General features: G+C 47.0%; 7 protein-coding genes, 3 tRNA genes and 3 rRNA genes. 7 read left to right on the forward strand and 6 right to left on the reverse strand.

The genetic code is table 11. The annotated features are described in order from the left end of the window. Positions 1–80 precede the first annotated feature (80 nt). The 6 genes from J4N43_RS00320 to J4N43_RS00345 all read left to right on the forward strand — a co-directional run bounded on the left by J4N43_RS00320 (position 81) and on the right by J4N43_RS00345 (position 5,448). A 16S ribosomal RNA gene (locus J4N43_RS00320) occupies positions 81–1,633 on the forward strand. Positions 1,634–1,699: 66 nt separating this feature from the next. Then, positions 1,700–1,776 (forward strand) — tRNA-Ile (locus J4N43_RS00325). 42 nt (positions 1,777–1,818) lie between these two features. Next, positions 1,819–1,894: transfer RNA gene (locus J4N43_RS00330), tRNA-Ala, on the forward strand. A 292-nt stretch (positions 1,895–2,186) separates the two neighbouring features. Then, positions 2,187–5,077, forward strand: a 23S ribosomal RNA gene (locus tag J4N43_RS00335). 93 nt (positions 5,078–5,170) lie between these two features. Continuing rightward, positions 5,171–5,287 (forward strand): 5S ribosomal RNA (gene rrf, locus J4N43_RS00340). Together the 16S, 23S and 5S rRNA genes with 3 tRNA genes alongside form the textbook arrangement of a ribosomal RNA operon. A 70-nt stretch (positions 5,288–5,357) precedes the next feature. Further along, positions 5,358–5,448 (forward strand) — tRNA-Ser (locus J4N43_RS00345). A 689-nt stretch (positions 5,449–6,137) separates the two neighbouring features. Here the strand turns inward: J4N43_RS00345 and tnpA are convergent. The 5 genes from tnpA to hemC form a co-directional block, all read right to left on the reverse strand. Beyond that, positions 6,138–6,572: an IS200/IS605 family transposase gene (tnpA, locus tag J4N43_RS00350; protein ID WP_017633711.1), complete on the reverse strand. Its 435-nt coding sequence runs from the start codon at positions 6,570–6,572 to the stop codon at positions 6,138–6,140. A gap of 165 nt (positions 6,573–6,737) precedes the next feature. Then, the gene (locus J4N43_RS00355) at positions 6,738–7,919 is read right to left on the reverse strand and encodes a heme biosynthesis protein HemY (protein ID WP_062730805.1); all 1,182 of its coding nucleotides are present in this window, start codon (positions 7,917–7,919) and stop codon (positions 6,738–6,740) included. Further along, the gene (locus tag J4N43_RS00360; protein WP_062730806.1) at positions 7,919–9,130 is read right to left on the reverse strand and encodes a uroporphyrinogen-III C-methyltransferase; all 1,212 of its coding nucleotides are present in this window, start codon (positions 9,128–9,130) and stop codon (positions 7,919–7,921) included. Before J4N43_RS00360 ends, J4N43_RS00355 begins: the two co-directional genes overlap by 1 nt. A 17-nt stretch (positions 9,131–9,147) precedes the next feature. Continuing rightward, the gene (locus tag J4N43_RS00365; protein ID WP_062730807.1) at positions 9,148–9,876 is read right to left on the reverse strand and encodes a uroporphyrinogen-III synthase; all 729 of its coding nucleotides are present in this window, start codon (positions 9,874–9,876) and stop codon (positions 9,148–9,150) included. A 2-nt stretch (positions 9,877–9,878) separates the two neighbouring features. After that, positions 9,879–10,817: a hydroxymethylbilane synthase gene (gene hemC, locus J4N43_RS00370; protein ID WP_005383388.1), complete on the reverse strand. Its 939-nt coding sequence runs from the start codon at positions 10,815–10,817 to the stop codon at positions 9,879–9,881. Between the two features lie 346 nt (positions 10,818–11,163). Here hemC and J4N43_RS00375 point away from each other — a divergent pair, with 346 nt between their 5' ends. Then, positions 11,164–13,692: a class I adenylate cyclase gene (locus J4N43_RS00375; RefSeq protein WP_053350817.1), complete on the forward strand. Its 2,529-nt coding sequence runs from the start codon at positions 11,164–11,166 to the stop codon at positions 13,690–13,692. Positions 13,693–13,761: 69 nt separating this feature from the next. Here the strand turns inward: J4N43_RS00375 and cyaY are convergent, their stop codons facing one another. Continuing rightward, positions 13,762–14,076: an iron donor protein CyaY gene (cyaY, locus tag J4N43_RS00380; protein WP_005383391.1), complete on the reverse strand. Its 315-nt coding sequence runs from the start codon at positions 14,074–14,076 to the stop codon at positions 13,762–13,764. Between the last annotated feature and the right edge of the window lie 5 nt (positions 14,077–14,081).

The raw sequence follows: 14,081 nt of genomic DNA on the forward strand, positions 1-14,081 counted from the left end.
TTGAATCTTCGGATTCAGCACAGTCAATTCAAGCATTACTTTATGTAATGTTCAGTATTCATTGAGCCGAACAAAATCTTAAATTGAAGAGTTTGATCATGGCTCAGATTGAACGCTGGCGGCAGGCCTAACACATGCAAGTCGAGCGGAAACGAGTTATCTGAACCTTCGGGGGACGATAACGGCGTCGAGCGGCGGACGGGTGAGTAATGCCTAGGAAATTGCCCTGATGTGGGGGATAACCATTGGAAACGATGGCTAATACCGCATGATGCCTACGGGCCAAAGAGGGGGACCTTCGGGCCTCTCGCGTCAGGATATGCCTAGGTGGGATTAGCTAGTTGGTGAGGTAAGGGCTCACCAAGGCGACGATCCCTAGCTGGTCTGAGAGGATGATCAGCCACACTGGAACTGAGACACGGTCCAGACTCCTACGGGAGGCAGCAGTGGGGAATATTGCACAATGGGCGCAAGCCTGATGCAGCCATGCCGCGTGTGTGAAGAAGGCCTTCGGGTTGTAAAGCACTTTCAGTCGTGAGGAAGGTAGTGTAGTTAATAGCTGCATTATTTGACGTTAGCGACAGAAGAAGCACCGGCTAACTCCGTGCCAGCAGCCGCGGTAATACGGAGGGTGCGAGCGTTAATCGGAATTACTGGGCGTAAAGCGCATGCAGGTGGTTTGTTAAGTCAGATGTGAAAGCCCGGGGCTCAACCTCGGAATAGCATTTGAAACTGGCAGACTAGAGTACTGTAGAGGGGGGTAGAATTTCAGGTGTAGCGGTGAAATGCGTAGAGATCTGAAGGAATACCGGTGGCGAAGGCGGCCCCCTGGACAGATACTGACACTCAGATGCGAAAGCGTGGGGAGCAAACAGGATTAGATACCCTGGTAGTCCACGCCGTAAACGATGTCTACTTGGAGGTTGTGGCCTTGAGCCGTGGCTTTCGGAGCTAACGCGTTAAGTAGACCGCCTGGGGAGTACGGTCGCAAGATTAAAACTCAAATGAATTGACGGGGGCCCGCACAAGCGGTGGAGCATGTGGTTTAATTCGATGCAACGCGAAGAACCTTACCTACTCTTGACATCCAGAGAACTTTCCAGAGATGGATTGGTGCCTTCGGGAACTCTGAGACAGGTGCTGCATGGCTGTCGTCAGCTCGTGTTGTGAAATGTTGGGTTAAGTCCCGCAACGAGCGCAACCCTTATCCTTGTTTGCCAGCGAGTAATGTCGGGAACTCCAGGGAGACTGCCGGTGATAAACCGGAGGAAGGTGGGGACGACGTCAAGTCATCATGGCCCTTACGAGTAGGGCTACACACGTGCTACAATGGCGCATACAGAGGGCGGCCAACTTGCGAAAGTGAGCGAATCCCAAAAAGTGCGTCGTAGTCCGGATTGGAGTCTGCAACTCGACTCCATGAAGTCGGAATCGCTAGTAATCGTGGATCAGAATGCCACGGTGAATACGTTCCCGGGCCTTGTACACACCGCCCGTCACACCATGGGAGTGGGCTGCAAAAGAAGTAGGTAGTTTAACCTTCGGGGGGACGCTTACCACTTTGTGGTTCATGACTGGGGTGAAGTCGTAACAAGGTAGCGCTAGGGGAACCTGGCGCTGGATCACCTCCTTAAACGATGATTATTGCGATGAGTGTTCACACAGATTGATACGGTTTATGAAGTAAAGAGACGATACTGGGTCTGTAGCTCAGGTGGTTAGAGCGTTCGCCTGATAAGCGAGAGGTCGGTGGTTCGAGTCCACTCAGACCCACCAATTTCTTTCCCAAGGAATTGGCGACAGTATCGACACCTTGATGGGGCTATAGCTCAGCTGGGAGAGCGCCTGCCTTGCACGCAGGAGGTCTGCGGTTCGATCCCGCATAGCTCCACCATCTTTAAGTGTTCTTGAAAAAGAATCTTTAAAAATGGTTTTCATCAGAAAATCTAGCTCTTTAACAATTTGGAAAGCTGACAAAACAACAATTTATTGTTGTTTGTAAAGTTCTCAATGTTTATCGAAAGATAAACACCAAAAAACACATTCAAGTGTTCTTGGGAATATCACTTTTAAGTGATTATTCGAAATTGAGTCCGGCAAAATCGAATGTCTCTCGCTCATGTATCAAATAATGAGAGACAACTTTGGTGATTTGAACATCAACTCGAAACTCCTTCGGGTTGTATGGTTAAGTGACTAAGCGTACACGGTGGATGCCTTGGCAGTCAGAGGCGATGAAGGACGTATTAACTTGCGATAAGCCCAGATTAGGTAGTAAAAACCATTTGAGTCTGGGATTTCCGAATGGGGAAACCCAATACCATAAGGTATTACTGTTGAGTGAATACATAGCTCAACAGGGCGAACCGGGGGAACTGAAACATCTAAGTACCCCGAGGAAAAGAAATCAACCGAGATTCCGAAAGTAGCGGCGAGCGAAATTGGACTAGCCCTTAAGCTTTACACGCGTTAGACGAACAGCCTGGAAAGGCCGACGATACAGGGTGATAGTCCCGTAGTTGACGACGTGTGTTCAGTGAAATCGAGTAGGGCGGGACACGTGATATCCTGTCTGAATATGGGGGGACCATCCTCCAAGGCTAAATACTACTGACTGACCGATAGTGAACCAGTACCGTGAGGGAAAGGCGAAAAGAACCCCTGTGAGGGGAGTGAAATAGAACCTGAAACCGTGTACGTACAAGCAGTAGGAGCAGGCTTGTCCTGTGACTGCGTACCTTTTGTATAATGGGTCAGCGACTTATATTCAGTGGCAAGGTTAACCATCTAGGGGAGCCGTAGGGAAACCGAGTCTTAACTGGGCGTTCAGTCTCTGGATATAGACCCGAAACCAGGTGATCTAGCCATGGGCAGGTTGAAGGTTGAGTAACATCAACTGGAGGACCGAACCGACTAATGTTGAAAAATTAGCGGATGACTTGTGGCTAGGGGTGAAAGGCCAATCAAACCTGGAGATAGCTGGTTCTCCCCGAAAGCTATTTAGGTAGCGCCTCGGACGAATACTACTGGGGGTAGAGCACTGTTAAGGCTAGGGGGTCATCCCGACTTACCAACCCTTTGCAAACTCCGAATACCAGTAAGTACTATCCGGGAGACACACGGCGGGTGCTAACGTCCGTCGTGGAGAGGGAAACAACCCAGACCGCCAGCTAAGGTCCCAAATTACTACTAAGTGGGAAACGATGTGGGAAGGCTCAGACAGCCAGGATGTTGGCTTAGAAGCAGCCATCATTTAAAGAAAGCGTAATAGCTCACTGGTCGAGTCGGCCTGCGCGGAAGATGTAACGGGGCTAAGTAGTAAACCGAAGCTGCGGCAATATACTTTTTGTATATTGGGTAGGGGAGCGTTCTGTAAGCGGTTGAAGGTGTGTGGTAACGCATGCTGGACGTATCAGAAGTGCGAATGCTGACATGAGTAACGATAAAGGGGGTGAAAAACCTCCTCGCCGGAAGACCAAGGGTTCCTGTCCAACGTTAATCGGGGCAGGGTAAGTCGACCCCTAAGGCGAGGCCGAAAGGCGTAGTCGATGGGAAACGGGTTAATATTCCCGTACTTCTTACAATTGCGATGGGGGGACGGAGAAGGCTAGGTGGGCCTGGCGACGGTTGTCCAGGTTCAAGTGCGTAGGCTGAGAAATTAGGTAAATCCGGTTTCTCTTAAGGCTGAGACACGACGTCGAGCATCTACGGATGTGAAGTCATTGATGCCATGCTTCCAGGAAAAGCCTCTAAGCTTCAGATTGTAAGGAATCGTACCCCAAACCGACACAGGTGGTCGGGTAGAGAATACCAAGGCGCTTGAGAGAACTCGGGTGAAGGAACTAGGCAAAATGGTACCGTAACTTCGGGAGAAGGTACGCTCTCGACGGTGAAGTCCCTCGCGGATGGAGCTATTGAGAGTCGCAGATACCAGGTGGCTGCAACTGTTTATTAAAAACACAGCACTGTGCAAAATCGCAAGATGACGTATACGGTGTGACGCCTGCCCGGTGCCGGAAGGTTAATTGATGGGGTTAGACTTCGGTCGAAGCTCTTGATCGAAGCCCCGGTAAACGGCGGCCGTAACTATAACGGTCCTAAGGTAGCGAAATTCCTTGTCGGGTAAGTTCCGACCTGCACGAATGGCGTAATGATGGCCACGCTGTCTCCACCCGAGACTCAGTGAAATTGAAATCGCTGTGAAGATGCAGTGTACCCGCGGCTAGACGGAAAGACCCCGTGAACCTTTACTACAGCTTGGCACTGAACATTGACCCTACATGTGTAGGATAGGTGGGAGGCTTTGAAGCGCAGTCGCTAGATTGCGTGGAGCCGTCCTTGAAATACCACCCTTGTAGTGTTGATGTTCTAACGTCGACCCCTTATCGGGGTTGCGGACAGTGCCTGGTGGGTAGTTTGACTGGGGCGGTCTCCTCCCAAAGCGTAACGGAGGAGCACGAAGGTGGGCTAATCACGGTTGGACATCGTGAGGTTAGTGCAATGGCATAAGCCCGCTTGACTGCGAGAATGACAATTCGAGCAGGTGCGAAAGCAGGTCATAGTGATCCGGTGGTTCTGAATGGAAGGGCCATCGCTCAACGGATAAAAGGTACTCCGGGGATAACAGGCTGATACCGCCCAAGAGTTCATATCGACGGCGGTGTTTGGCACCTCGATGTCGGCTCATCACATCCTGGGGCTGAAGTCGGTCCCAAGGGTATGGCTGTTCGCCATTTAAAGTGGTACGCGAGCTGGGTTTAGAACGTCGTGAGACAGTTCGGTCCCTATCTGCCGTGGGCGTTGGAGAATTGAAAGGGGCTGCTCCTAGTACGAGAGGACCGGAGTGGACGAACCTCTGGTGTTCGGGTTGTGTCGCCAGACGCATTGCCCGGTAGCTAAGTTCGGGATCGATAACCGCTGAAAGCATCTAAGCGGGAAGCGAGCCTTGAGATGAGTTCTCCCTGATACTTTAAGTATCCTAAAGGGTTGTCGTAGACTACGACGTTGATAGGCAGGGTGTGTAAGCGTTGTGAGGCGTTGAGCTAACCTGTACTAATTGCCCGTGAGGCTTAACCATACAACACCCAAGGGGTTTTGATGGACTCAATGAAAGAACATTGAATGTGTAGTAACGAGAATTAAAAAACAGCTTTCCAGATTAAAGAATTTGCTTGGCGACCATAGCGTTTTGGACCCACCTGATTTCCATGCCGAACTCAGAAGTGAAACGAAATAGCGCCGATGGTAGTGTGGGGCTTCCCCATGTGAGAGTAGGACATCGCCAGGCTTTAAATATCGTTATTTGCATAGACAAGTAACAACATCATCAGTGAATTAATCTGTTGATGACAATTTGTGGAGAGATGGCTGAGTGGTTGAAAGCACCGGTCTTGAAAACCGGCATACGTTAATAGCGTATCTAGGGTTCAAATCCCTATCTCTCCGCCACTATTAAGAAGCCTCGCTAGAAATAGCGAGGCTTTTTTCATTTCCGCACATCTTTATTACTCTATCTGTGCTTGCCAAAAATCAATTCCATATGCGATCTACTTTTCGACAAAGTAATATTGGTATCGGTATTGGTTGTGACGTTTTTGATTTTTGCTAAGAAGTGCAGTTGCCTCTAAAGCTGTTCATCCTCATCACTGCATGCTGTCCCGATAAGGTTGTTGGAGATGCTTTGTTAAGGTGTTACCATCTATTGCCTTATCGTTCTCTTAAAGCACTACCATTGCTTCTCTAGCCCCTTTTACCGGATAGACCGAACAAATAAGCATACTCAAATAGCCACTGTTTCACTGATGTATCTTTTTGTTTTACTCAGTCTAGCGACGCGTGTGCTCTATTGCCTAAATCTAGCTACGTCTTAAAACCATACATCAACAGGCTAAAGTTACGTATTCCTGCATCTTTTAAAATTGTTTTGGATTCTGCTGGAATGACAGGATCAGAGTAGTCAAAAGAGAAGAGTGAAAGTGAAACGATAGTGAGTTACTAGGAAGTCGGGCACTACTTGGGAGCCAATGAAACTGATAAACATCTTGATGACTAAGGACTAAAGGGTTAGTAGCAGGTAGTAAATTACCACCTTCTAAAGAAGGTGGCTTTGTGTGAGCCCCCTAAAAGGGGGCCTTTGTTTAGTCCAGCGCCAATTGCTGCTGCTCTACTCGCTCTTGCTTCTCTTGATGTCTTACATATCGGCGTATTATTTCTTCATTGATTCCAACACTATCGACAAAATAGCCTCTTTGCCAAAAGTGATTACCCCAAAGCCTGTTCTTCCTAAGGTGAGGAAACTTGCTAAATAGCTTTAAGGCTATTTTGCCTTTCAATACCCCCATCAACTTGGATATCGAAAGCTTTGGTGGGACCTTTACAACTAAATGTACGTGGTCAACTTGTACGTTTAGCTCTACGACTTCACATCCAAGTTGATTACAGTAAACATAAATACATCGATAAACTTCTTTACCTATATTGTTCTTCAAGATCCTAAATCGATACTTTGGCGTCCACACTATATGGTATTGACAACGCCAAAATACGTGGGAAGCTTGATTGTATCTACTCATGTTATTTGTCCTCTTTGACTTCTGGAAAAATCAAAGACGCATTTAGCATGAGTAGTTTTACAGGCAAAGCCGAAACGGATGATAACCACCTACTGAAGTAGGTGGTTTAGGGCTGAAAATAAAAAAGCCGACAGTAAGCTGCCGGCTTCGTTAGGTCACCTTTAGTTAGTCATTCTGTACTAGCGTGAGAGCTTTACGAGAGACTTCGTGAGCAGCTTTGGTTAGGTTTTGCTTCTCTAGTGTGTCTGCTAGGAATGCATAGTCAGAGACGTCAGAGCGAAGCTTTAAGGCGATCTCAAAGTGATCCTGGGCTTCTTGCCACTTCTCTTGACGGAAATAGAAGTGCGCTAATGCGCTATGGGCAGCGGCGTTATCCGGTTCTTTCTTCACTACTCCCTCTAAGAAGACCACGACAGGGTGGGTATCTGGCAGATTTAGATCTGGCAGTAGTTGATAAAGCTCTGGGGCAGGTTGTTTTTTTAATGCTTCTTTTAGCACGGTAAAGGCTTCTGCATCAGCTTTTCGTGTGATGAGTTCTCGAGCAAAACAGGCAACGAGGTTTGTGTCTTGTTTCACTTTACGTGAGAGACTATTCCAATGGGAGATTAGCCCTTCGCTACCTTGTTGTTGCGCTACTTCATGGAGTAAGCCGCACTGCGCCTTTTGAATCAGCTCTGCATGTTCTTCTTCCGAGATGAGTTTTGCTTTGGTTAGTTGTGGCAAGAGGTCAATAAGAGGTTGCCACAACTTTAGCTGCATGTACGTTGTTTTCAGCAAGTTCAATACAATAGAGTTACTCGCATACTGACTTTTTAACGATTGCAAGGTATCGAAAGCGGACTCGAACTCGTTGTCGCGGATAAATTGTTTCGCTCGAGTCAGTTCTACTGCGAGATGGGCGTTCTCTTGTTGGCTCGCTAGCTCTAGATAGTGATCTCGTTTTGCTTTATCACCTTGACCTTGTGCGGCTTCAGAGGCAACTAAGTAGCAAAGCAGCGGCATATCGTGATGATTTGCCCAGCGAGTTACTTTCTTCTCAGCACCTTTCCAGTCACCTTCTAGAAGTTTAATAATGCCTTCATTGGTGTATCGGCGGGAATGGCGCATTTTGCGAACACTGAAGTAGTTCCATGTTGTAGAACTAGCATAAACTAACTTCTTAATCAGGTACTCAAGCAGAAAAAGACCTGCGAGTGCTGCGATAACGAAAACCACTAATGTCGTTACGCTCATCTCGATCGTTTTCTCGGCAATGGAGATGAGTACATAGCCTTGCTGACCAGAAAACTGGGTGCCAACAAATAGTCCTGCGCCTAGTACAACAAATAGGAAAATAAGACGAAACATTACTTATCCTCCATGCCTGTCATCGTTGTGACTTCACGACGTAGGCGTTCACGAATGACATCTGATAGTTGAGACTGACTTTGCAGTTTCGTTGGGTATTCCACTTGAATATTTTGCTGACTTAGTAGGTTAACCGTTTTGTTGAACTCTTTAACGGAATTATCGTCTTGGTTGAAGAAAGCTAATGCCCATTTGTCTGCTGTTTTTAGAGACGTGGTGTAAATTTCACCTTGCTCTTGGTACACCGCTTTTATTGCCGTTTCCAATTTGGCTTTGATGTTTTCTTTCAGGTAAAAGTGTTGCTCAGGAGAGAGCAGTGGAATGACATTACCATCGCGCGTGCGGAAGGTAATGAAGTTTTCCGAAAAGTCCTTCAAAGAGGTCATTAAGTTATCTTGCCAGTTTGCGATATCTTCAGACACTTCAGTGTTTTCTACGGCTTCAGCTTCAGGTAGCAGTGCATTGGCGAGAGGGAGCTTGTCTACTTGCTGTTGCAGGGCAGTTAAGCGTAGTACCAATCCATCACGGTCAATTAGCGGGATAGTGCGAAGTTTGGTGATATCGTTCGCCATTGCTTTACGTAGTTTGACGAGACTAGGGTCATTCAGCGCTGCAATGCGTTGATCAGCACTTTCCATTAGTTGAGTTGCGCTTTCTACGTCATGCTCTAAGAACAGTTTACGGCCGGCTAATTTGACGAGGTAATCGGCCTCCGCCAATAGCCAGTCGTTTGGTCGACGACCTTTCACATCGGCAACGGCGAGCTGTAAGCTTTCAATGCTCTTCTGTTGCTGTCCCAGTAGCACTTCCGCTTTGTGTGTCACGGTCGTTGCTTTCTCGATGGTTTCTTCTTGTACCCGGCTGAGCTCTTGCTTCATGGAGGCTTGAGTGCTTTCTAGCTGACTTTTTAGTTGGGCGATCTGCGCTTGGTAATCGGCTTGCTGCTGATGTAGCTTGTATGCGAGGCCACCGCCAAAAATAATCGATAGGATGATAGCGACTGTGCCTAGTTTGACACCGCGTTTCCCTTGTTTTTCTTCAAACTCGACTTTGGTTGGCTCTGCTGTTTTTGGGGGCTCGGCCGCTTGTGGCTGTTCTTTTTTAGGGGCCGCATCCTGCTGAGATGTGGTTTTTTCGACTAGCGGTGCCGATGAGGTTTCTTCGGAAAGGTTTTTATCGTTATTTTTTTGGTCGTTATTTTTACTTGTCATGCCTATATCCTGTGTAGCTAGGGCTGGAGAGCCGCCAGTAATTCTTGGTTGGATGCGCTTCCCGTGCATCTCACGCGAGTGAACCCCCTTTGAATTGCGATGTCAGCGATACGCTGACTGGGGATATACAACTCTTGTTGATTAAGCCAAGTCAATTGCTCCGACGTCAATTGGCTGCACAAATAATCCAGTTGTTCACCACTGGTGACAACAATCTGGTTAATTTGTAGGTTTTTCCATAGTGAGACACAGCTTACTGGATCGAATGGGATGAATTCTCTCTTGTAAGTCTCACTATAGTGAACTTTTGCGCCACGTCTCACCAATGCATCTTTGATCAGCTCTCTTCCGCCGTTACCACGAAGGATAAGAACTTGTTGTTGTGCCACATTGTTGAGCTCTGGCAGTCGCAATAAGTGTTCACTATCACTGACTTGGGGATAGTGTACTTTCTGTTGGGTACATTTGCTTAAATAGTGTGCTGTTTTTTGACCAACGGCAAGGTAAATAGCTTGTTTCGGCCATGACATCCCGTTACTGGCTAAGATTTGCTGTGCACATTGCACGGCATGTCGACTAACAGCGATAACAATTTGAGCTTGATGTAGATGTTTAGAGAGGTGCGTGTCCGTGAGATCGGCTACAATGTCGATCAGAGGATGGTGATATGCGGAAATGCCGTGCCTTTCGAGCAGAGAGCAAAGCGCGTTGCCTTGCTCTCCCGGCCGAGTGACCAACACTGCCATGGTTATTCGTGATCTGCGTACAGCTTAGTTAGGATTTCACGAGCGCCGTTATCTAGCAGCTCATTGGCTAGCTGCACTCCTAATGCTTCGCCATCTTTACGATGGCCACGAATTTCACCACGCACAATTTCGCTGCCATCTGGTTCGCCAACTAATGCGCGTAGCCAAATGTTGTCGCCGTCTAGCAGGGCATAGCTGCCGATCGGTACCTGACAGCCGCCTTCTAGCGTAAGGTTCATTGCGCGCTCACACAAAACGCGGTCTACGGTGTCTTGGTGGTTAAGTGGCTCAAGCAGCTTAAGCAGTCTTTCATCGTCAAGGCGGCACTCAATACCGACAGCACCTTGGCCTACCGCTGGTAGTGATTGCTCTGGTTCGATAAAGCTACGAATGCGTTCTTCAAGCTTCAATCGTTTGAGGCCAGCCGCAGCAAGAATGATTGCATCATACTCACCCGCATCTAACTTACCAAGGCGAGTGCCCACATTACCGCGAAGCTCTTTGATGATGATGTCCGGACGATATTCTTTCAGTTGGCATTGGCGGCGTAAACTGCAAGTACCAACCACGGCACCTTGAGGGAGCTCATCAATGTGGCTATAGGTATTAGAGACGAAGGCATCACGAGGATCTTCACGCTCACAAATGGTCACGAGGCCAAGGCCTTCTGGGAAATCGACGGGTACGTCTTTCATTGAGTGAACGGCGAGGTCTGCACGTCCTTCTAGCATCGCGATTTCAAGCTCTTTTACGAACAAGCCTTTGCCGCCAACTTTTGCTAGTGGTGTATCTAAAATCACGTCACCTTTGGTCACCATGGTTACTAACTCGACTTCCAAGCCAGGGTGAGCGGCTTGAAGGGCGTCTTTAACAAAGTAAGCTTGCCATAAAGCAAGAGGGCTTTTTCGAGTTGCAATGCGAATCGGTGTGGATTGTGTCATGATCTTCTCAATGCTGTTTGGATTTGGGTTTATCCTACCATTCTCATCAAGAAATGCTTACTGTTAGTTCGTTATCTCTGAAGGCTATGAATGGAATTACATGACGTTATGAAAATAGTGTGACTGGATTCTCAATTAGACTAAGGACTATTATTAGTAATAGGTAATAAGAGCGACACTACCGCGCGATTAATTTTGTGACTAAAGTATGGTTTTGTATCCGGAGTGATACACGGGCGTGAAGCTTTACCCGCACCAATAAAAGTGTTAAATTGATCACGTTTTTAAGCCGTTTTGGTTTAAAACGTCAGCAGATTTTCGTGATTGTTCAACCAAGGAATTCCCCTTGCAGGCTTACACCCAAAAAATCATCCAGCGACTAGATAATTTGAATCAGCAGCGAGTTGATCGCGCGTTGGCGCTTATGGATTCGCAAAGCCAGCAAGTCTTCCACTTGATTCCTGCCTTGTTGAACTACAACCATCCTGTAATTCCTGGCTATTATGATGCCGATGTCCCGTTTGGTGTGCATGGGCTTGAACTAAATAGCATTCAGCAACAATTCATAGATGATATTCAACTTGCCATTGGTCAGCCGCTCAAGACGGTAGAAAAGCCCGCTATATTGGGTTTGTACACCATGGGCAGTACCTCCTCGATTGGTCAAAGTACTTCCAGTGATTTGGATATTTGGGTGTGTATCTCACCAGAGATGGATTGTGACGAACGCGAGTTATTGACCAATAAATGCCTACTCATCACGGATTGGGCACAAAGCAAAGGCGTGGAAGCGAACTTTTTCTTAATGGATAAAGAGCGCTTTAGAAGCAATCATTCTGAGGAGATGACAGGTGATAACTGTGGTTCATCTCAGCACTTACTTTTGCTAGATGAATTCTATCGTAGTGCGGTGCGTATTGCCGGACAGCGTTTGTTATGGCAAATCGTGCCGCCAGAAATGGAAGAGTGTTACGACGAGTACGTTTCTCAACTGTGCAGTGATGGTTACATCGACTGTAGTGAATGGATCGACTTTGGTAAATTGAACTGCATTCCTGCTGAAGAATACTTCGGCTCGAACTTGTGGCAGTTATACAAAAGCATCGATTCTCCCTACAAATCGGTATTAAAAGCCATCTTGCTAGAAGCTTACTCGTGGGAATACCCGCATACTCAATTGTTAAGCATCGACACTAAACGTCGTTTCTTTGCCCATGAGCCTGATCTCTATGGCATGGATGCGTACTACTTAATGTTGGAAAAAGTAACCCGTTACTTAGAGCGAATTCAAGACGATACACGTTTGGATTTAGTGCGTCGCTGTTTCTATCTCAAAACCCATGAAAAATTATCTCGTGAGCCGAATGTTGGCTCAGTAGCTTGGCGTCGTGAAGCGCTGAGCGATATGATTGCAAAATGGAATTGGGATGCCAGTGTCGTTGCAGAGCTCGATGACCGCCGTAATTGGAAGGTTGAACAAGTGAAGGTGGTACATCATGCATTGCTGGATGCGTTGATGCAAAGCTACCGTAACTTGATTCAATTTGCGCGTCGTAACGACATCACTTCTGCTATCAGTCCGCAAGACATCAGTATTTTGGCCCGTAAACTTTACGCGGCTTTTGAAGTATTGCCGGGCAAAGTAACGTTACTAAACCCACAGATTTCACCTGATCTGCACGAGCCTGACTTGAGCTTTATCGAAGTGAAAAAAGGGGGAGTGAACAAGTCTGGTTGGTACCTCTATAAACAACCACTTATTGCGCACCGCATTTTGGGGCAACCATATCTAGAGCATCATGAATACTTGAGTAAATTGGTTGCTTGGGCATTCTTCAATGGCTTGATCACTGAATCGACTCGTTTACATGCCGTGGTACGTGAAGCGCAGCTAGATATTGATAAGTTTTACCAAATGGTGAGTGACTTACGAAATACTTTTGCGTTGCGTAAGCGTCGTCCATCTATGCAGGCGCTAGCGAGTCCTTGTGAAATAAGCCAGCTTGCGATGTTCATCAACTTTGAAAATGATCCGACGTCTGAACTTTCTGGTCGTTCGTTGAAAGTGGATGTTAAGAACACCGATATTTTTAGCTTTGGTCCAGAACATAAAAATTTAGTCGGCAGTGTTGACCTTGTTTACCGTAACTCTTGGCATGAAGTGCGTACGCTGCATTTCAAAGGGGAAACGGCGATGCTGGATGCACTGAAAACCATTTTGGGCAAAATGCACCAAGATGCGTTGCCACCAGAATCAGTGGATGTGTTCTGCTATGCGAAGAACATGCGTGGTGTGATGCGTAATATGGTTTACCAGCTTTTAGCTGAATGTATCGACTTACGCTTGAAACCAGTAGAGCAAGAGAAACGCCGCCGCTTTAAAGCGATGCGTCTTGGTAACCAGACTTATGGGTTGTTCTTTGAACGTCGTGGTGTGTCGGTGCAGAAGCTAGAAAATTCCATCGATTTCTACCGCAGCATTTCTACTAACAAACTCAAAGGCTCGCCGCTGTTAATGCTCGATCGTGAGCAAGAATATCAAATGCCGGAAGCGGTGGATGGGTTTGCCAGTGAAGGTCTGGTGCAGTTCTTCTTTGAAGATAACGAAGATGGCTTCAATATTTATGTGTTGGATGAGTCAAATCAAGTAGAAGTGTATCACCAATTCAGTGGCTCCAAAGATGAAATGATTTCGTCTGTAAACAGCTTCTACACGTCGGTAAAAGACGATAGTCGCGTCGCGTCTAAGTTTATTAACTTTAACCTGCCTCAGTACTATCAAATTATTCACCCTGAAGAGGGGAATGCGTATATCATTCCTTACCGTAATGACGGTTGTTCACCGAGTCGCCCGACCAAAACTGTGAACGCGTAATTAAACCCGTATCAATAAACAAAAAGAGCACTTCGGTGCTCTTTTTGTTTTGGTGACGATTGACCAGAATTATGCCCAATCAATGGCTTCGCCTGCGTGCTTTTCACACTCTTGCTTCACCATTTCAAATAGCTCCATACCCGTTTTTGAGCAGGTCCATTTACCTTCAATAAGCTTGAAGTGGAAACCACCAGATTTGGACGCTAGCCAGATCTCATGCATCGGCTCTTGGCGATTAATGATGATTTGGCTGCGGTCTTCAAATTCCAATGTCATTACGTTGCCAGTGACTTCGTAATCAATGTCTGCGCCTGAATCATCGATGGATTCTTCGATGATTTGCATCTGCGCATCCACCAGTTGATGAAATTCAGTATCGTTCATCCGTC

This window comes from Vibrio sp. SCSIO 43009 (assembly GCF_023716525.1).
GTDB classification, from domain to species: domain Bacteria; phylum Pseudomonadota; class Gammaproteobacteria; order Enterobacterales; family Vibrionaceae; genus Vibrio; species Vibrio alginolyticus.

Excerpts from the sequence above, each read along its gene's own strand:
- tnpA (WP_017633711.1), bottom strand. The coding sequence starts at position 6,572 with ATGAGTAGATACAATCAAGCTTCCCACGTATTTTGGCGTTGTCAATAC.
- J4N43_RS00355 (WP_062730805.1), bottom strand. The coding sequence starts at position 7,919 with ATGTTTCGTCTTATTTTCCTATTTGTTGTACTAGGCGCAGGACTATTT.
- J4N43_RS00360 (WP_062730806.1), bottom strand. The coding sequence starts at position 9,130 with ATGACAAGTAAAAATAACGACCAAAAAAATAACGATAAAAACCTTTCC.
- J4N43_RS00365 (WP_062730807.1), bottom strand. The coding sequence starts at position 9,876 with ATGGCAGTGTTGGTCACTCGGCCGGGAGAGCAAGGCAACGCGCTTTGC.
- hemC (WP_005383388.1), bottom strand. The coding sequence starts at position 10,817 with ATGACACAATCCACACCGATTCGCATTGCAACTCGAAAAAGCCCTCTT.
- cyaY (WP_005383391.1), bottom strand. The coding sequence starts at position 14,076 with ATGAACGATACTGAATTTCATCAACTGGTGGATGCGCAGATGCAAATC.